The organism is Bacillus sp. 0909A (assembly GCF_036765115.1).
GTDB lineage: Bacteria > Bacillota > Bacilli > Bacillales > Bacillaceae > Bacillus > Bacillus mojavensis.
Genome location: NZ_JBAIZU010000003.1, coordinates 65,673 through 83,235 on the forward strand (window position 1 = coordinate 65,673; position 17,563 = coordinate 83,235).

19 protein-coding genes and 1 riboswitch are annotated in these 17,563 nt (G+C 45.0%); of the genes, 4 read left to right on the top strand and 15 right to left on the bottom strand.

Going from position 1 to position 17,563, the window contains the following annotated elements; all coding sequences use genetic code 11:
• Positions 1 to 65 precede the first annotated feature (65 nt).
• The 7 genes from liaH to V6D42_RS10630 all read right to left on the bottom strand — a co-directional run bounded on the left by liaH (position 66) and on the right by V6D42_RS10630 (position 6,678).
• Positions 66 to 746, bottom strand: coding sequence for a stress responsive protein LiaH (gene liaH / locus V6D42_RS10600; protein WP_333513192.1), 681 nt, complete (start codon positions 744 to 746; stop codon positions 66 to 68).
• Between the two features lie 26 nt (positions 747 to 772).
• The gene (gene liaI / locus V6D42_RS10605) at positions 773 to 1,153 is read right to left on the bottom strand and encodes a cell envelope stress-induced membrane anchor protein LiaI (protein WP_333513193.1); all 381 of its coding nucleotides are present in this window, start codon (positions 1,151 to 1,153) and stop codon (positions 773 to 775) included.
• Between the two features lie 160 nt (positions 1,154 to 1,313).
• Positions 1,314 to 2,582 (bottom strand): MFS transporter, encoded by a 1,269-nt coding sequence (locus tag V6D42_RS10610; RefSeq protein ID WP_333513194.1) that lies wholly within the window; start codon positions 2,580 to 2,582, stop codon positions 1,314 to 1,316.
• 174 nt (positions 2,583 to 2,756) lie between these two features.
• The gene (locus tag V6D42_RS10615) at positions 2,757 to 3,338 is read right to left on the bottom strand and encodes a cob(I)yrinic acid a,c-diamide adenosyltransferase (protein WP_326203519.1); all 582 of its coding nucleotides are present in this window, start codon (positions 3,336 to 3,338) and stop codon (positions 2,757 to 2,759) included.
• Positions 3,339 to 3,360: 22 nt separating this feature from the next.
• Positions 3,361 to 4,701: an ABC transporter ATP-binding protein gene (locus V6D42_RS10620; protein ID WP_333513719.1), complete on the bottom strand. Its 1,341-nt coding sequence runs from the start codon at positions 4,699 to 4,701 to the stop codon at positions 3,361 to 3,363.
• On the bottom strand, positions 4,701 to 5,762 hold the full coding sequence (locus tag V6D42_RS10625) for a FecCD family ABC transporter permease (RefSeq protein WP_333513195.1): 1,062 nt from the start codon (positions 5,760 to 5,762) through the stop codon (positions 4,701 to 4,703). The genes V6D42_RS10620 and V6D42_RS10625 overlap by 1 nt, the downstream gene beginning before the upstream one ends.
• Positions 5,725 to 6,678: an ABC transporter substrate-binding protein gene (locus tag V6D42_RS10630; RefSeq protein WP_333513196.1), complete on the bottom strand. Its 954-nt coding sequence runs from the start codon at positions 6,676 to 6,678 to the stop codon at positions 5,725 to 5,727. The genes V6D42_RS10625 and V6D42_RS10630 overlap by 38 nt, the downstream gene beginning before the upstream one ends.
• 102 nt (positions 6,679 to 6,780) lie before the next feature.
• Positions 6,781 to 6,918: riboswitch (cobalamin riboswitch) on the bottom strand.
• Positions 6,919 to 7,072: 154 nt separating this feature from the next.
• Between V6D42_RS10630 and V6D42_RS10635 the strand changes: the two genes are divergently transcribed.
• Positions 7,073 to 7,864: an SDR family NAD(P)-dependent oxidoreductase gene (locus V6D42_RS10635; RefSeq protein WP_333513197.1), complete on the top strand. Its 792-nt coding sequence runs from the start codon at positions 7,073 to 7,075 to the stop codon at positions 7,862 to 7,864.
• 35 nt (positions 7,865 to 7,899) lie between these two features.
• Here the strand turns inward: V6D42_RS10635 and V6D42_RS10640 are convergent, their stop codons facing one another.
• The 5 genes from V6D42_RS10640 to sigO all read right to left on the bottom strand — a co-directional run bounded on the left by V6D42_RS10640 (position 7,900) and on the right by sigO (position 12,229).
• Complete coding sequence (locus V6D42_RS10640) at positions 7,900 to 8,778, bottom strand: SMP-30/gluconolactonase/LRE family protein (RefSeq protein ID WP_010331847.1); 879 nt, start codon at positions 8,776 to 8,778, stop codon at positions 7,900 to 7,902.
• A 69-nt stretch (positions 8,779 to 8,847) separates the two neighbouring features.
• Complete coding sequence (locus V6D42_RS10645; protein WP_333513198.1) at positions 8,848 to 10,590, bottom strand: ATP-binding response regulator; 1,743 nt, start codon at positions 10,588 to 10,590, stop codon at positions 8,848 to 8,850.
• Positions 10,587 to 11,306, bottom strand: coding sequence for a two-component system response regulator YvrH (gene yvrH / locus V6D42_RS10650; protein ID WP_333513199.1), 720 nt, complete (start codon positions 11,304 to 11,306; stop codon positions 10,587 to 10,589). Before yvrH ends, V6D42_RS10645 begins: the two co-directional genes overlap by 4 nt.
• A gap of 152 nt (positions 11,307 to 11,458) precedes the next feature.
• On the bottom strand, positions 11,459 to 11,695 hold the full coding sequence (gene rsoA / locus V6D42_RS10655; RefSeq protein ID WP_333513200.1) for a sigma-O factor regulator RsoA: 237 nt from the start codon (positions 11,693 to 11,695) through the stop codon (positions 11,459 to 11,461).
• Between the two features lie 3 nt (positions 11,696 to 11,698).
• Positions 11,699 to 12,229 (bottom strand): RNA polymerase sigma factor SigO, encoded by a 531-nt coding sequence (gene sigO, locus V6D42_RS10660; protein WP_333513720.1) that lies wholly within the window; start codon positions 12,227 to 12,229, stop codon positions 11,699 to 11,701.
• 205 nt (positions 12,230 to 12,434) lie between these two features.
• Here sigO and V6D42_RS10665 point away from each other — a divergent pair, with 205 nt between their 5' ends.
• The 3 genes from V6D42_RS10665 (at position 12,435) to V6D42_RS10675 (ending at position 14,332) form a co-directional block, all read left to right on the top strand.
• Entirely contained in the window at positions 12,435 to 12,590 is a 156-nt protein-coding gene (locus V6D42_RS10665; protein ID WP_010331852.1) for a YvrJ family protein, read from the top strand.
• A 119-nt stretch (positions 12,591 to 12,709) separates the two neighbouring features.
• Positions 12,710 to 13,867 carry an oxalate decarboxylase gene (gene oxdC / locus V6D42_RS10670; RefSeq protein ID WP_333513201.1) on the top strand — a complete coding sequence of 386 codons (1,158 nt, stop codon included), beginning with the start codon at positions 12,710 to 12,712 and terminating at the stop codon, positions 13,865 to 13,867.
• A 63-nt stretch (positions 13,868 to 13,930) separates the two neighbouring features.
• The gene (locus V6D42_RS10675; RefSeq protein WP_333513202.1) at positions 13,931 to 14,332 is read left to right on the top strand and encodes a regulatory YrvL family protein; all 402 of its coding nucleotides are present in this window, start codon (positions 13,931 to 13,933) and stop codon (positions 14,330 to 14,332) included.
• Positions 14,333 to 14,365: 33 nt separating this feature from the next.
• On the opposite strand, the gene V6D42_RS10680 is transcribed toward V6D42_RS10675, so the two are convergent.
• Genes V6D42_RS10680 through V6D42_RS10690 form a run of 3 tightly spaced genes read right to left on the bottom strand, consistent with a single transcriptional unit; the run spans position 14,366 to position 17,451 of the window.
• Positions 14,366 to 15,595 carry an ABC transporter permease gene (locus V6D42_RS10680; RefSeq protein WP_229149180.1) on the bottom strand — a complete coding sequence of 410 codons (1,230 nt, stop codon included), beginning with the start codon at positions 15,593 to 15,595 and terminating at the stop codon, positions 14,366 to 14,368.
• On the bottom strand, positions 15,588 to 16,274 hold the full coding sequence (locus tag V6D42_RS10685; protein WP_326130227.1) for an ABC transporter ATP-binding protein: 687 nt from the start codon (positions 16,272 to 16,274) through the stop codon (positions 15,588 to 15,590). The genes V6D42_RS10680 and V6D42_RS10685 overlap by 8 nt, the downstream gene beginning before the upstream one ends.
• On the bottom strand, positions 16,258 to 17,451 hold the full coding sequence (locus tag V6D42_RS10690; protein ID WP_268471564.1) for an efflux RND transporter periplasmic adaptor subunit: 1,194 nt from the start codon (positions 17,449 to 17,451) through the stop codon (positions 16,258 to 16,260). Before V6D42_RS10690 ends, V6D42_RS10685 begins: the two co-directional genes overlap by 17 nt.
• Between the last annotated feature and the right edge of the window lie 112 nt (positions 17,452 to 17,563).

Below are 17,563 nucleotides of genomic sequence, written 5' to 3' on the forward strand. Positions count from 1 at the left end.
GGAAAAGCCTGCGAATGAATACGTGCGGAAGGGAAGGACTTGACGAAAACCCTTCCCTGTCCTGTTTATTCATTTGCTGCATGTGAGGTTTGATCTGTTTTTTTCAAAGAGAGTTCCCGCATCTTTTCGATTTCAGCTTCTACTTCGTCTGCAAATTCACTTTGGCTCGTTGCTGTGCCGGCTTCCGCTGACTTCGAATAATCGGCACGGATTTCTAATTCCTCAATTCGGTTTTCTATCCGGAGAAATTCCCGATACGCGCTTTCACTGTCAATTTTGTCGAATGTTGCGTTCATATGCTCTTTTGCTTTTGCAGCGTTTGCCCGGGCAATCAGCGCCTGTTTTTTATCCTTTACGTCCTGAAGCCTTGTTTCAAGTGTGGCAAGCTGTTCTTTCAGCTCAGCCAGCTGACTGCTTGCCTGTTCATAGGAAGCTTTGTGCTCTGCTGCCTTTCCCTCTAAATACTTCATTTCTGTCAGCGCTTTTTTCGCAAGCTCTTCTTCACCGGCATCAAAAGCGAGCTGAGCTTGATTCTTACGCTTTCCAGCCACTTCATTTGCTTCTTCATATTTTTTCTTAAATTGATAGGCGATCGTATGCTGTTTGACGATCGTTTGTTTTGCTTTTGCAATATCGCTTTCCATATCACGAACGTACTGATTCAGCATCACCTTAGGGTTCTCCAGTTTATCCAAGCCTTCATGAACCGACGCAACAAACATATCTCTCATTCTTTTTAATACCATACCGTTATTCCTCCTCATATCATGTGTTATTTTTTCTTTAAGAAATTTTCCCATTCGTCATCAAAATGAGACTGGTAGCCGGCAGAAGCTGGTTCAGGGTCAAAGCTTGACATATCGCTTTCCGCGGATCCGTTTTTCATCAGTTTCCAGCCGTAATACACCATAGCAGCCGCGAGTGCAATGCCAACGAGAAACGGAAGTGAGCAAATGAGCATCATCGCCCCGATTCCGCCCAAGATGATACCTGTGATGGTTTTGCCTGCTGCGAATCTTTTAATTCCCACGTATGTCAGCAATCCTCCGATCGCAAGCGGAATGATAAAGCCGAAGCTGCCGCCCCCAAAAAAGACGGAGATTCCAAATACAATTAATAAGAATCCGCCTATCGTTTTCTTGTTGATCTTCATGCAGATCCTCCTTTCGTTTTCCTTGTCTTCATCTTATACAAAACAAAAGATAAGCAAAACGAATCAGAGATTGATTTTTGGATAAGACCAGAGTCGTAGACAGCACCGGACCCAGCGGCATAAAAAAAGCCATGCACGAGGCATGGCGTCTTCAAAAACCTTACATATGAACACTTGCTTCCCTTTCTTTTACCAAATCGGATTGTTCTGCTTTGGCCAGCTTTGTAAACAGAAGAATTCCAATCCCCGCGATAATTTCCACAACTCCCCCGGCAGCGATCACATTTCCTGAACCAAAAGAGGTTGCGGCATATCCGCAAATGACAGCGCCTGCCGGAATCGAAATATTTGAGATCATATGTATGACGGCATAAACTTGCGGCTGGTCCTCACTATCGACAGATGTCTGTATAATCGTATACTCGGGAACATTGATCGCACTGACTGCAGCGCCAAATGTAAAAGCGGCGAAAAAGACGAGCGGCAAAAAGGTATTCATTCCGGTAATAAAGAAAGCGAATCCTTCAATAATGCCGGCGGTTACGAAAAGCAGTCCGTACTTGTTTACTTTTACTTTTGTCAGTACAAACCCCAATAAAAACGCGCCTATTGCGGTGGTTGCTTTTAATAGCGAATACACAATCGGCTGTCCGTTTAAATCCTCCGCAACATATACAGCGGAGAGCGCTTCCCAAGGGGCTGCCGCGAAATTCATAAAGATACAATAGATAGCAAGCGGATATAAGATTTGGTGTTTTCTGACTAGGACAAAACCGCGTTTCAGTCTGCCAAAATATGTACCTCTCTGTGCAACGGCCGCTGATTCCGATTTTGTTTCAACAGCATTGTATTTGATAAAGAGAACAAGAAAACCAGAAATAAGATAAAGTACGAGAGCCATAAGCATTGTATAAGAAGGACTGATAAACGTAAGGAGAGCGCCGCATAGTGTCACAGCTCCAAGCCGGACAATTTGGGCGGACGACTGCAGCACAGCATTTGCTTTTTGAATGCCTTTTTCATCTACAATTTGCGGGATTAAAGCAATTGAAGCAGGATTATAGGCAGCACCAGTAGCTGAGTGCACAATCATAAGAGTCATAACAAACCACAGCGGAGAGAATCCGCCGAAATGGCAGAGCGGAATGATTAAAACAACCGCGGCTCTTGTCAGGTCTGAAAAGTACATCCAGAATTTCAATGTATTCTGCTTCATGAAAGGACCCGTCACAGGTGCTAAAACAGCTTCCGGCAAAAAGGTGACAGCAATCAATAAAGCAGTTCCGATCGCACCTTCACCGTCAAAAATTAAAAACCATAATATCGAATTAAATGCGAACATATCGCCGGAAATCTTGACTATTCTTGAAAAGAAAAGAAAGTTGAAATTTCTCTTCCAGACGCTATCACTTTCAATGAATCTCACCATCAATCAGAGCCCCCCACTGCCTATTTTTTACATCAATTTGTTACAATATCTCATTTTTCCATTTTTCAGTCAATAATTCATAAGGTTCATTTTTTGTCGTAAAAAGGGAAATTGACAAAATGAAAAAATAAAAAGCCGGCATGTATTGAAAATGCCAGCTTTCATTCATGTTTTTTATGATCCGCTGCTGTTTTGACCGCAAAACACAATAGCGCTTCTTTCATACTCCACGTCGTCAATACCGTTTCTCACATTGACAACCCGTGCTGCGGCAAAGAAATAGTCGGACAATCGATTGAGATAACGGAGTACTGTTTCATTGATCCCTTCCGTTTTCATCAGCGCCACCACTTGGCGTTCCGCCCGCCTTGTAATGGTGCGCGCCACATGGAGAAGCGAAGCGGCCTTTGATCCGCCCGGAAGAATAAATCTCTTTAGTTCAGGTGCCTCTTCTGTATAGGCATCGATTCGCATTTCTAAATAGGAAACGGATTCTTCCTTCAATTTATAGTCTCTTTTTTCTGTGATGATTGCCAGATCGCCCCCGCAGTCAAAGAGCTCGTGCTGAATGTTGAGCAGCTCGGCCGTTAGATCCTCAAAGCCACGCTTTCCGGAGAGCTCAGCCAAGGCCAGCCCGACAAAACTGTTCAGCTCATCAATTGTGCCGTAGCTTTCTACTCGGAGGCTGTCCTTATCTGTTCTGCCTCCGATTAAACTCGTTTGCCCGTTATCGCCTGTTTTTGTATATAGTTTCATCATATCTGTCTCCTTTACCGACTTATTCAAGCAGGTCCGCAGCCTCTCGCACACATTCAGCTGTCCCAAACCGAATCAATTGGTTCAGCCGTTTCTCTATGTTTTCTTCTGAAGATGTCTCTTCAGTTTGTGTCGCTGCAACGAGGATTTCTCCAGGGTCATTTTGTTCGCCGCCCAGCACTTTCATGCGCTCGGCTTCCGCTCCCATGACTGCCTTGACGAAGAATTGGTCTGTCGCAAAGCCGTTGATCAAAATCCAGATCGAAAAGCCAGACATGACACAAATACAAACGGACAGCTCTTCGTCTTCAAACGTACGGCACACAAACTGGTCAAGTCTGCCGTTGGAGGCCATCGCACAGGTTTCCTGCGGATAAAAGCCGTTTTCAGATAAATAGGCTGTAAGCCCTTCTTTTTGATCGGAATGGGCAGGCAGCCGTTTATGGAGAAACGTCCGGTTCCAAGAAAAGCCTGAACCTATAGGAGCCGAAGACAGCGTCCGGAGCGGGATTTCCGTTTGCAAAAGGATTTCATCGCGCCGCACTTGCAGCAAAGCTTCAAACGGAATCGCCGGCAGCTTTAGGGCGGCCTCTTCAGGCTGAATCGCAATAAGCGGTTTAGGCAATTGATGATGGAGTAAAGCGCTGACTTTCGTGTTATACAACGCCTTTATGTGCTCTTCTGTGATGGCGGTTTCCGGTTTTTGCTTAGGCCCGGCTGTTCCGTTTTTTATAAAAACGATTTCATCACAGTACAGGCTAGCGGTATTCAGCTCGTGAAAAACACTGACAGCAGTCAGCCCATTTTCTCTCGTCAGGCGCTTGATAAGATCAAGCAGTTCTTTTTGATAGGCCAAATCCAGAAAATTAGTCGGTTCGTCTAAAAATAAAATGCGCGGCTGCTGCGCCAGTGCTTGAGCCAAATAAACCCGCTGCTGTTCACCCCCGCTTAGATCACGAATCGATTTGTCAGCGAAGGCAAGTACCCCTGTTTGTTTCATCGCATTCTCAATGATGGCTTCATCCTCTTCAGTCTGCTGGCTGAACAGCCCTTTTTGAAATGGATATCTGCCGAAGGATACGGTTTCTTTGACAGTGAAGCTAAACGCTTGATCTGTTTTTTGCGGCAGAACTGCCATCATTTGCGCCAGTTCCTTCGGCTTATATTCAGTGAGTGGTTTGCCAGCCAGACAAACGGAGCCTTCTATTGCCGGAAGTGTTCCTGTCAGTAAGTGAAGCAGTGTTGTTTTTCCACTCCCGTTCGGTCCGAGAATGCCAAGAAATTCTCCCTTCTTCACTGTTAAACTGACATTTTTAATCAGCCGGCTGTCTCCGTAACCTCCCGACAGCCCTTCTGCCTTAATCATAAGCTTCTCCCCCCGCGGTGCTGCCGAATGAAAATCAGAGCGAAAACAGGAGCTCCCGCTAAAGCTGTAATAATGCCGATCGGCAATTCAATCGGCTCAATCATTGTTCTCGATAGCAGATCGGCCAAGACGAGAAATCCCGCGCCAAGCAAGGCAGACAGCGGCAATAAATGCCGATGATCCGTTCCCCACAGCAATCTTGTGATATGCGGAATCACAAGTCCGACAAAGCCAATGGTGCCGGATACAGCCACAGCGCCGCCCGTCAGCAGTGACCCTGCAATTAAAATCATCATTTTTCTATGCTGGACGCTGACCCCGAGAAGCCTTGCTTTCTCCTCTCCATAGGTCATCACGTTGAGTTCTCTTCCGTTTATGATCAGCAGCATGGTTCCTAAAAGAAAAAACGGGAGAAACAGCGCAACGTAGCTCCAGCCTCTCATCGAGACGCTGCCAAGCAGCCAATGCACAATAGGCAGTAAATTATCTCCTGTCAGAGCAATGACAAGAGAAATAAATGCGCCCAAAAATGAATTGATGATGACACCGGTTAAAATAAGAGTCGAAACAGACATTGATGCATGAACGAGGCGGCTGAAGAAAAGGACCGCCGCCATCGTGACAAGTGCCGCGGTTACACTCACAACCGGCAGTGTAAAGCCTCCGAGGACAGGAAGCTGTAGGCTAAAGAATAGGGTCACAACCGCCCCCACTGAAGCACCGGACGAAACACCGAGCGTGTAGGGATCAGCAAGCGGATTTTTCAACAGCCCCTGAAAAGCAGTCCCAGCGATAGAAAGAGCCGCCCCCACAAGGGCGGCCAGCACAACTCTCGGCAGTCTGATATTCATCATAATATTTGTATACATTGGATCATAGGAGCCGGCAGAGCCGCCAAAGCCTTCATGCCAAAAGATATGGAAGATGGCAGGTATCGGAATTTGCAGACTGCCGCAGGAAATCCCCAATATGATACTAGCGGCTAAAAATAAGAAACTGATGCTATAAGCAGCAAAACGATTATTCTTTAAACGTATCCGGGTAAATGCTTTCCGCAAGTTCTTCGACCCCTTCGATCAGACGCGGACCTGAACGTGTGACGAGATCAGGATCAACATCATAAACGCGATGATGTTTCACAGCATTGATTCCGCTCCAGCCATCGCGTTTTTCCACCGCATCCGCTTTTACACCGTCCGTTGTGACAATGGTGTCTGGATTCAGCTTAACGATGGCCTCGTCTGTCATTTGCACCCAGCCTTTTTGATCCGCTGCAGCGTTTTTAGCATGGATGACATTCAGCATTTCATTCATAAACGTGTCTTTTCCGGTTGTGTAAATGTCAGGATCAGGCGAAACCTCAATAAAGACGCTTTTTTCCTCGTCTTTTGAAATGGATTTCGCTTTTTCTTTAATCTCCTGAAGGTCTGATTTCATGCTGTTGACCAGTTGGCCCGCTTTTTTCTCGACCCCGGCAGCTTCACCGATCATTTCGATTGATTTGTATACCTCTGCGAAAGATTGTGCATCATTGACAGTCAGCACAGGAATGCCAGCGTCTTTCAGCTGCTTAATGGCATCAGCTGAGGCTGACATGGAAGATTCATGGGCGAGAACGAGATCAGGTTTAAGAGAAATGACTTTCTCAACGTTTATATTCATATCCCCAACCTTCTCAACCTGTTTGACTTCCTTTGGATATGTATCGTTTTTGGTGACGCCGATCACTTTGTCACCGAGTCCGAGAGCATATATAATTTCCGTGTTGCTCGGCATTAATGAAACAATTTTTTTCGGCTCCTTTTTGATGGTAACATCTTCGTTTGACGCATCATCAATTGTGACAGGGAACGCTTCAGACGCGGCTGTCTTTTGCTTCGCAACGGAATCCTTCTCATCTGCCGCATTGCCGCAGCCTGAAATCATAATGGCGGTCAGCAGAAGCGCCGTCCATATTCCGGCTAATTTTTTCATACCCTTTCCTCCTAAATGAACTAAAAAAGCATCTCTACGATGGTAAAGACGCTGTAAACAACAAAAAAGCCTATTGTTTACACATCATCTGTCCTCGCAGACTTCGTGCTTATCAAACAGGCAGGTATCCTGGCTCTTGGCGCAAAGGCCAATTACAGTGGCGGGACCGCACCGGCTTTACCGGTTTCCCTATTAAGCCGGCTATTTTCACGTACCGGCACCTGTTTGACTTTCGTATCCTTTTTCGGAGTTATTATACTATATGGCTGACAGGCTTGTATATGCAGTATGAATGACTTTTCCGCCGCTGCATGTATGGAAGCAAAATTCTCGTAAACACTAAATTTCATCTTGTATACTAAGTAGCATGATCACTAAAAAAGGAATGATTTTTATGGACTTACAGCTAAAAGACAAGCTCGTCTTAATCACAGGCTCAACTTCCGGCATCGGGAAAGCCGCGGCGAAAAGCTTTTTGCAAGAAGGTGCAGCCGTTATAGTCAATGGCCGAAAACAAGAGACAGTCGATCGCACGGTTGAGGAGCTTTCTTCCTATGGAACGGTTCATGGAGCAGCAGCCGACTTATCAAAACCGGATGAAGCAGCAGCTTTTCTGGAAAAAGTGAAGCAGATCGGTGATATAGATGTTCTTGTCAACAATCTCGGTTTCTTTGAAGTGAAGGATTTCGCCGAGGTAACGGATGAAGAATGGAATCAATATTTTGAAGTAAACGTGATGAGCGCTGTTCGGACAAGCCGTCACTTCCTTCCAAAGATGCTTGCCAAAAACAGCGGCCGCATTTTGAATATTGCAAGTGAAGCAGGCGTTAAACCGCTTCCGACTATGATTCCTTATTCAATGACCAAAACAGCGCTGATCAGCCTGTCCAGAGGAATGGCTGAAATGACGAAGGGCACAAACGTTACGGTTAATTCAGTGCTTCCGGGACCTACTTGGACAGAAGGCGTTGCGTCCTATATGGAGGGCGCCGCAAAGGCAGCCGGCCAGGATACAGATACATTTGTGAAAGACTATTTTAAAGTGAATGAGCCGACTTCACTCATTCAAAGATACGCAACAGCTGAAGAAGTCGCCAACACAATTGTTTTCCTCGCATCTGATGCCGCATCTGCCATTAATGGCACGGCACAGCGTGTGGAAGGCGGAATTATCCGTTCACTTTAAATGCAAAAACGCATCCGTTTTCGGATGCGTTTTTTTTATAACTCCCCAGCGAATGGAACCGGCTGATATCCGCCCGTTTCAAGTCTGGCTGAAAACAACCCGCCCGCATGAGGCTGTTCATATCTTTCTGTTTCGGTCATTTGTTCAGTAGCTGTTGTGATGTAAAGGGTTTTCATGTCTTGGCCGCCGAACGCACAGCATGTGACATATTTGGCCGGAACACTTATTGAATCGATTTCTTTTTTCTGAAAAGGATCAATGTGAACCACACGGCTTCCGCCAAACAGCGCTACCCACAGCATGCCGTTTTGATCAATTGTCATGCCATCCGGCAGTCCATCCGATTTTTCAAAACGATAGACAGTCTCGGGGTTTGAGACGTTTCCGCTTTCGGGATCGTATTGATAGCACACAATCTCCTGCGTCGGCGTGTCAATGTAGTACATCAGGTTGCGTTCGCGATCCCAATCCAAACCGTTCGAGGTTGAGACTTGATCTTTCATTTTGACAAGGCTCCCATCTGCGTCCAAACGATAAAGCGAGGCTTGTTTTTGTTCGCCTTCCATGCTCGTCGTCCCTGCCCAAAGCCTTCCGTACGGATCACATTTGGCGTCGTTAAACCGAAGGCTCTCATGCATATCCTTCGGCTGTTTGATTTTTTCAAGACTGTCATCATGAAGATGATACAGGTAAAAACCGTCTTTCATCGTCATGATCAGCTCATCCTTTGAATATTTCGCAAGCGCCGTCACAAAGGATGTAAATTTGACCGAACGATTGATTTTTTCTTTAGGATCAAAAATATGGAGCTCACTTCCTAAAATATCAACCCAATATAGTCGGCCGTTTTCTTCATCCCATAACGGGCCTTCACCGATTACTGCCCTAGTGTCTGCTTCTAATACTGCATCCATGTGTAACACCTCTTTAGCTTCATTCTATATATTGTTATTCCCGGCTAAGAGATGTCCAAACCACATGCCTTATTCTTTTTTGAAAAGGATGGTAATGACGGAGCCAATATTGATCCTGCTGTTGACGTGAATCGTTCCGTTATGCAGGTGCACCAGCTCTTTGGCAATCGCCAGTCCAAGGCCCGTCCCGGCAGACGGATCTTTCGTATTGGTTCCCCTGTAATAGCGGTTAAATAAATGGGTGATCGTCTCCTCATCCATTCCTTTCCCATTGTCTTTGACCTTCAATGAAATATGATTTTTTGTCTGTTCAAGAATCACCTGAATTGCTGTTCCTTTATCGTTGTGCTTCACAGCATTTCCGAGCAGATTTTCCAGGATGCGTCTGAACCAGGCTTCATCCAGCGCAAATTCAATATGCTCTTCTCTTGATACAAATGAGATATCATACCCTTCAGAAAACGGATTTTTCTTGAAATCCTCAATGATATTTTTAAAGAACGGAATGAGGCTTGTGAGGTTTCTCTCCATTGGCAGAGCGTCATTTTTTAGACGGTACGTTAAATTTAAGTCCTCGATGAGCTTTGACATGTATTCCGATTTCTCTCTGACCACCTGCCCCATTTCTTTCACTTCATCAGGAGACCAGTCGTATTGCTTCGATTCAAGCATCATGCTGTAGCCGTAAATGCTGCTGAGGGGTGTTTTTAAATCATGAGACAAACCGGCGATCCATTCTTCCCGTGTCGCCTGAATTTTTTCTCGGTTTCTCTTGTCCCGTCGCAGCGTTTCAGTCAGCTGATCCATAGATTCAAATATCTCACCGAAGAAACGGTACGGCTGTTTGATTTTCCCCTTTTTGTTTTTGCTGACTGGGCGCCCTTTACGGTTTTTCGGCTCTTCAAGCTTCCCTTTCGATAGATTGACGAGCCATTTGATTGTATGAAAAATCGGCAGGCCAAACCTGAACATATACCAGGCCGTCATCCAAAAAATATAGAGAAGGAGAACGCCCATAATCAGGAACATCGCTTTAAGGACAACATTAAGAAACGATTTATTAAACTCCTGATCGGTTACATAGACAGGGTTCGGAACCGTAGCGACCATCCATCTGTCTTTATTGAGGATCTTAACGGAAATTTCCCGTTTATAGTTCCAGGGTTTAGAGCTGTATTTGAGCAGTTCCAGCTGGTTCATCGTTTTTCTTTCACTTTTTGTACTGTTGATGCTGTCGAGAATATTCCCATCGCTGTCTAATAGGTAAATGGCGCCTTTTTCCCGCTTAATATAGTCAACTGTACCGGACTTATATTGTGACAAAGCGTCGAGGGACGGTTCACGGCTTTCAATGGAAGTCAGCAGCTGCTCGCTCTTTGACTTCCAGCCGAACAAGAGGAGATATGACTTGTCTTCAATATTGATTGCCCAATAATTCAGCTTATAGTTATCCAGCTTCTTGCTTTTATAAATAGACAAAAGCTCCTTCTTTGTGTAAGTGCCGGGCACGTCTTTCGGCACACTGTAGGAATAATCCGTTTTTCCATTAGAATCAATGATTTGCATCCAGCCGTGCTGTTTATCAACAGATTTCTTCAGGAAATCGTCCACTTCCCATGACCCGTCTTCGTTTACATCGAGATATGCCTCAAGCGTGTCAGTCGTTGCCTTTGTCAGCCCTGAATTGGATTCCGCATCGCTAAATCGCGAGTCTAAATAGAAAAAGGAAGCCACAAGCATAATTGAAAGAAGGAGGATAACAATCAGCATCTGCCCGAAAAAGTGAAACAGAAACTTCCATCTTAACCTCATGGGCGCTTTCCGTTTCCTTCTGGACTCGGGATGAAACGGTATCCGAGACCGCGAACGGTTACGATATATTCCGGATTGCTCGGGTCACGCTCAATTTTTTCCCGGAGCTTGCGGATATGGACCATGACGGTATTGTTATCTCCGTACGAAGGATAGCCCCATACTTTTTCATAAATTTGATCTTTCGAAAGCACCACATTGGGATGTTCGCAAAAATATTGGAGCAGCTGCAAAAGCTGAGCCGAACAGGCGACAGTTTCCCCGCCCACAATCAGCTCGGCATTTTGCGGAGAAAATGTAAAGTAATCATATGTATAGGTTTTGTTTGCTTCAGCTGTTTTCGACTGATAGGTACGCTTTAAATGCGCTCTGATCCGCGCGGCTAATTCCAGCGGATTAAATGGTTTTGTAATATAATCATCAGCTCCAACCGCAAAACCAGATAATTTGTCAGCGTCCGATGATCTCGCCGTCAGGAAAAAAATCGGGGCGTCTGAATACTCCCTGATTAATGTGCAGGCCTCAAAACCGGTCATTCCGCCCATCATGACATCTAATACGATTAAATCAACCTTATTAGTCTTTACGATCGGAATGGCTTCCTCTGCACTTGACGCATCCATTATATGTCGATAACCTTCTTTTTCGAGAACGCGTTTGATCATATCCACAATCGCTTTCTCATCGTCTACGATTAAAATTGACGCATTTTCCACTTTTATGTTCCTTTCTGTCACTGTTTTTTTCATCTTATCATTATATCGTTTCTTTTTGGTACATTTTTGAATAGGAGGGCTCTTGACGGGGGTGAACAGCAGAAAACGGGAACCTGCGAAAATGGTTCCCGTTTTCATAGAATGAGTGATCGTTATGAGTTCTCGTCTACCATGTATAAGATAAACTCCCAAAATCCCGGAACATCCTGACACAGAAGCATATCAGCCTTTTCAAACATTTTGATTTTCAGCTCCTGTTCTAAATCTTCTCTTTCTTGATAGGACGTATTGCTGAGTTTTTTTCTGATCATCGGTGAAAAGCATGCAATCAGATACTCAATGTCGTACATTTCATCATGATCCCTATTATGTTCAAACTCGCCGCTCACAGTTTACTTTTCCCCCTTTTTTTGCGCCGCTAGCTGCTTTCTAATATTTTCTAATCCCTTTTTATGAATATTAGAGATATTTTGCCGGGACTCACCTAATGAATCAGCGATTTCCTGCATCGTGGCACCGTGAAGATAGACTTTTGTCAGCACGCTTTTTTGTTTGTCAGTCAGATTCTGAATCGCTTGATAAAGCTGATAATCCTGGACATGCTGGCTCAAATCATCCTGCAGGTCTAAAAACTCCTCAAACGCGTCACTTCCCGTTTCGGAAGGAAGTCGTTCTCCTGCTTCCGGATGATCAACCGTCAGCGGATACCGTTTTTGATTTTTGCGAATCCGCTTATCAAAATCGATGGAAAAAATCCGAATCATCGAATTCATATACTTGACGATGCGAATCTCCTTATAAAATTGCTTGAATTGCTCGTCCAACGATTTTGCATCCTTTTCATTCGGGTTTTCCATTACATTTTTGAACAAACGGTAATGCTGAGGGTTGCTCAAAAAATGCTTCACGATGGGATGCTTCATAATCTCCTTACATTTCGATCGCAACAGACCCTGATAGTCCATCAAACCGCCTCCCTACTAAATTAAATGAAGGAAAGCAAAAAAAAGTAAACTACTACTTTCAGACTAGCGCTTGCTGAAGCAAACCTTCCAGTCATGGTTTACGATTTCTTGGGTTCCCTTCACTTACTTACATGACTGCACAAAAAGGAAGGAGGTGTTTTTCATGGATCAGGTTTTTATAGAGGAGGTCGTCAAGCAGATCAGCAATCTGGGGTTCCCGGCACTGATCGCGATGTACCTGCTGACCCGTTTCGAGAAAAAGTTCGATCAGCTCATTGAATTGATGACAGAGGTGAAAGATCAGAAAGCGAAACATTAATTTTGTATCGAAGTTGACTTTTCATCGTTTCTTTTCACTTAACAAGACAGAAGGGAAAACGAAAGGCCTTTCACATTCTCTTTCTGCGTCACATTTATTTTTAAGGAGGAGACAGGAAAATGAAAAACCAAAACGACATTCCACAGCCAATCAGAGGAGATAAGGGAGCGACAGTGAAAATCCCGCGTAATATTGAAAGGGACCGGCAGAATCCCGATATGCTCGTACCGCCGGAAACCGATCATGGCACCGTTGAAAATATGAAGTTTTCTTTCTCAGATACTCATAACCGTTTGGAAAAAGGCGGGTACGCCCGTGAAGTTACCGTACGTGAGCTTCCGATTTCAGAAAACCTGGCTTCTGTGAACATGCGGCTGAAGCCAGGCGCCATTCGCGAGCTTCATTGGCATAAGGAAGCAGAGTGGGCATACATGATCTATGGGAAAGCACGCGTCACGATTGTGGATGAAAAGGGCCGCAGCTTTATTGATGATGTAGGCGAGGGAGATTTATGGTACTTCCCGTCAGGCCTGCCGCACTCGATTCAAGCACTCGAAGAAGGGGCAGAGTTCCTGCTCGTGTTTGACGACGGGTCATTCTCTGAAAACAGCACGTTCCAGCTGACAGACTGGCTTGCCCACACCCCTAAAGAAGTGATTGCCGCCAATTTTGGCGTGACAGAAGAAGAAATCGCCAATTTGCCAGGCAAAGAAAAATATATATTCGAAAAACCTGTACCCGGCTGTTTAAAAGATGACATTGTGGAAGGGCCGTACGGCGAAGTGCCTCATCCGTTTACGTACCGCCTTCTTGAACAGGAGCCGATTGCATCAGAAGGAGGAAAGGTGTACATTGCGGATTCGACAAACTTTACTGTGTCTAAAACCATTGCATCAGCGCTTGTAACTGTGGAACCTGGCGCCATGAGAGAGCTTCACTGGCATCCGAATACGCATGAATGGCAATATTACATCTCCGGTAAAGCGAGAATGACCGTTTTTGCTGCTGACGGCCATGCGAGAACCTTTAACTATCAAGCCGGTGATGTCGGTTATGTTCCATTTGCGATGGGCCACTACGTAGAAAACCTCGGCGATGAACCGCTCGTTTTTTTAGAAATCTTTAAAGATGACCATTATGCCGATGTGTCTTTAAACCAATGGCTCGCAATGCTTCCTGAAACCTTCGTCCAAGAACACCTTGACTTAGGCAAAGAATTTACGGATGTCCTTTCAAAAGAAAAGCATCCGGTTGTGAAAAAGAAAAGCAGTAAATAATAAACAACTGACAGCTTGCAGAGAGCGCTCGTTCTCTGCAAGCGCTGATAAGGAGCTGAATCAGTGATACATCAAAAAGATACAATCAAGCAGGCCGTACAGTACGTACTGGCAGCGGCGGCTGTGTTATTTTGCTATTTTACAATCATTCTCAGTGTTTTTTCTTTGGCGGGAATGAACTACCAATCAGCTGCTCATGTCCTGCTATTTGCTGTGTTATTTCTTGTGATCGGGCTATGCTTTGAACCTTTTGAACGGCTGATGATACATAGTTTTACGTTTTTCAAGACTGGAAGACGAGCTTTTATCCTTATGGCCGGCACCGTCCAGCTGCTGTTTTTATGGATAACCGCTTATACGACAGATCAAATGATTCATGACATTTGGCTGTCAACCACAGAAGAGATGATTCTCGCTGCCGTTTTTCTTATTTTGGATAAATGCAATTCGTCACTGCCCAGCTAAAAAAAGAACGCCATCCGATTGGATGCGTTCTTTTTATTCATATCGAAGCGCGTCGACAGGCTGAAGCTTCGATGCCTTAATGGACGGCAGCAAGCCGAAAATAATGCCGACTGCCATTGAGAAAATGAGTGCTCCGATAACTGCCGGAACGGAGATGATGAAAGGCATCGGAAAGATAACCGTGATAAGTTTAGCGATGCCAAAGCCCGCAAGCACACCGAGAATTCCGCCAATACTTGTCAGCACGACGGCCTCTGTTAAAAATTGAAATAAAATCACGCGCCGCTTGGCACCGAGCGCCTTCTTAATTCCGATTTCCCGCGTGCGCTCCGTCACTGAAACGAGCATAATGTTCATGACACCGATGCCTCCGACCAAAAGTGAGATGCTGGCAATTCCGCCAAGCAGCAGAGCAAATGACTGGTTAAAGGATTCCACTTCCTGAGCGACCTCCTGAAGATCCATCACGCTGTACTCCGCTTTTTCCAAATCAGCATCTGACAGTCCTTGATTTAGAAGATCCGCGGCCATTACACCGGCTTCTTGGATATGCTCAGAAGAGTCTGCCTGCACCGCAATCTGTGTCGGCGCGTCGAATCCTTCAATAAGCGGCCACACTTTTTTCGGCGCATATAAAACCGGATTCGCATAGTCGCCACCAAACATGCTTTCTTCCTGTTTCTTTTCTTGAAAAACACCGGCAACCCGGAACGGCACCCCGTTCATCTCGATGTTTTTGTGCAGAGCGTCACCGTCAGGAAACAGCTCATCTCTTGCAGCCTCATTGATCATAACCACTTGGTGTGTGCTGTTTAATTCTTTTTCCGTCAGTTTTCTCCCCTCAGTGATGCTGATCGGGAACATATCAAAATAATCAGCATCAACTCCGTACACTTGAGGATATGAAACGTTCGTTAAGTGAAAAACAGAGGCGCCTTCAGACAGGTAATATAAAGATAATCCTTTTACAACAGGGTCTGATTTTATCGTCTCAATCGTTTCTTCAGATACAGGGGGTGCGGACGTATAAGAAACCTCCTGATAACCGCCTTCCTCCTCCCCGCCTGTTGGCTGGTACACTACATTAATCGCGTTATTTCCCATGCCAATCATACTTTGCTTTAATTGCTCGCTTTGGCCTTTCAGCATAGAAACGATCGCAATGATCGCCGCTATACCGATAATGACACCAAGCATGGTAAGAATCGACCTCAGCTTATGTGAAAAAATAGATTGAAAGGAGATCCGAATATGTTCAAGCATGGCTAATCCCTCTCTCGTCTAACACTAATTCTCCGTCTCTGATAAAAACGGTTCTGTCGGCTTTTCTGGCGACGTCCGGGTCATGGGTGATCATAATAATCGTTGTGCCTTCCTGATGCAATTGTGAAAACAGCGACAAAATTTGTTCACTTGATTTTGTATCAAGCGCCCCGGTCGGTTCATCTGCCAGAATAAACCGCGGCTGATTGACAAGGGCTCTTGCAATCGCCACCCGCTGCTTTTGTCCGCCGGACAGCTTTGGCGGTTTGTAGGAGATCCTATCTTTCAAACCAACCTTTTCAAGAGCTTCGTAGGCTCTTTGCCTTCTTTCTTTTTTCTTTACCTTATTGTAAATCATCGGCAGCTCGACATTTTGCAATGCGGTAAGGCGCGGCAGCAAATGAAAGGTTTGAAACACAAATCCGATTGATTCGTTGCGAATGTCAGCCAAAGCACCGTCTTTCCCTTTTAATACATCCATCTGGTCTAGCATATAGGTTCCGGAGGTCGGCCTGTCCAAACAGCCTATAATATTCATTAACGTAGATTTTCCTGAACCGGACGGCCCCATAATGGCCAGAAATTCACCAGCCTTGACGGTGAGATTAATCTGCTTTAAGATCGGCACCTCTTCTTTGCCCAGCTTGTACGATTTAGAAATATTATTCAGTGTCAGCATTGACTGTAACCTGCTTTCCTTCCTTGACCGCGGGATCAGGATAGATCACATAATCTTCCGGTGTCAGGCCGCTTTTGATTTCGACCATGTCACTTTCGTCTGTCTCCCCGATTTCAACAGGCTGTTTAACCGCCTTCTGCTCCTCATCCGTCTTCCAAACATACGGTTCGCCATCATCCTGGATAATCATGTCGGAAGGCAGCTTAATGGTATTCGCATCAGCTTCGTCACTAATGACTTCAATGTTGACATGATAGCCGACTTCAAGGCCCTTATGGCTGTCCAATAAAACAGTGAAAGGATAGTTAGAGGATTGGGGATTCATTTCCTCTTCAGCATAACTTTCTGACGCTTCCCCCTCGCCTGTTCCAGCAGGAAGCTTGCCGATTGAAGTAATTTTGCCTTTCCACTCGCCTTCACTGCCTGTTTTCAGTGTAACTCTGACTTTGCTGCCTTTTTTAATCGTGTCCATTAACAGCTCGTTGATTTGGCTTTTTACAAGGTATTTGCCCGTTGAAACGATTTGGATATACGGTCCTGCTGCCTGATCACCAGTTGCGCCGTCCGCAATATCCTGATTGACGCTTTGAACAATACCGTCATGCTTGCTTGTAATCACATTTGAACCTTTGTTTTTCGATTGTGCAGCCAGTTCTTTTTGGTGCTGCTTCAGTTCAAGCTGGCTTGTCTTTAAATCAAAGTTGGCCTGGTCAAGCTCGTCTTGAAGCTGTGCTTTCTCATCTTTTCCGGCTGTTTTCAGCTTCTTCTCTGTTTCTGCTATTGATTTTTGCAAGCGGCTGATTTGAAGGTTTGTCATTTCAATTTGTAAATTGCTTTGCTCAATTTCGTCAGAATGATCCTCGCCCTCGTACTCAAAAAGCTTATCGCCTTTTTTGACCTTATCGCCTTCTTTGACGTACGTTTTTTTAATGCTTCCTTTCTCTGAATCTATGTATACTTTTTGCTGTTTCTCTGGTTCAACTTTTCCTGAAAACGATTGGGCTGATTCAGATTCACCGCCCATATACACCGCGACTGATTCAGCATAAGGCTCCGATGAGACGGCAACTTGATTCATGTGAGTAAAAAAGTAAAAACCGCCGGCGCCGATCCCCGCCAGTACGAGCACACCGGCACATATCGAACCGGCAATAAGCCATTTTTTCTTCTTGGACACAATGATCTCCTCTTTCTGTAATCTTCGTAATATTTTCGAAACATTCTAACCAATATTATCTATTAATTCAAATAGACTTTCAATCTTTTTCTTCAAAATACGGAATTTGTAA

Excerpts from the sequence above, each read along its gene's own strand:
- liaH (WP_333513192.1), bottom strand. The coding sequence starts at position 746 with ATGGTATTAAAAAGAATGAGAGATATGTTTGTTGCGTCGGTTCATGAA.
- liaI (WP_333513193.1), bottom strand. The coding sequence starts at position 1,153 with ATGAAGATCAACAAGAAAACGATAGGCGGATTCTTATTAATTGTATTT.
- V6D42_RS10610 (WP_333513194.1), bottom strand. The coding sequence starts at position 2,582 with ATGGTGAGATTCATTGAAAGTGATAGCGTCTGGAAGAGAAATTTCAAC.
- V6D42_RS10615 (WP_326203519.1), bottom strand. The coding sequence starts at position 3,338 with ATGAAACTATATACAAAAACAGGCGATAACGGGCAAACGAGTTTAATC.
- V6D42_RS10630 (WP_333513196.1), bottom strand. The coding sequence starts at position 6,678 with ATGAAAAAATTAGCCGGAATATGGACGGCGCTTCTGCTGACCGCCATT.
- V6D42_RS10635 (WP_333513197.1), top strand. The coding sequence starts at position 7,073 with ATGGACTTACAGCTAAAAGACAAGCTCGTCTTAATCACAGGCTCAACT.
- V6D42_RS10640 (WP_010331847.1), bottom strand. The coding sequence starts at position 8,778 with ATGGATGCAGTATTAGAAGCAGACACTAGGGCAGTAATCGGTGAAGGC.
- V6D42_RS10645 (WP_333513198.1), bottom strand. The coding sequence starts at position 10,590 with ATGAGGTTAAGATGGAAGTTTCTGTTTCACTTTTTCGGGCAGATGCTG.
- sigO (WP_333513720.1), bottom strand. The coding sequence starts at position 12,229 with ATGAAGCATCCCATCGTGAAGCATTTTTTGAGCAACCCTCAGCATTAC.
- V6D42_RS10665 (WP_010331852.1), top strand. The coding sequence starts at position 12,435 with ATGGATCAGGTTTTTATAGAGGAGGTCGTCAAGCAGATCAGCAATCTG.
- oxdC (WP_333513201.1), top strand. The coding sequence starts at position 12,710 with ATGAAAAACCAAAACGACATTCCACAGCCAATCAGAGGAGATAAGGGA.
- V6D42_RS10680 (WP_229149180.1), bottom strand. The coding sequence starts at position 15,595 with ATGCTTGAACATATTCGGATCTCCTTTCAATCTATTTTTTCACATAAG.
- V6D42_RS10685 (WP_326130227.1), bottom strand. The coding sequence starts at position 16,274 with ATGCTGACACTGAATAATATTTCTAAATCGTACAAGCTGGGCAAAGAA.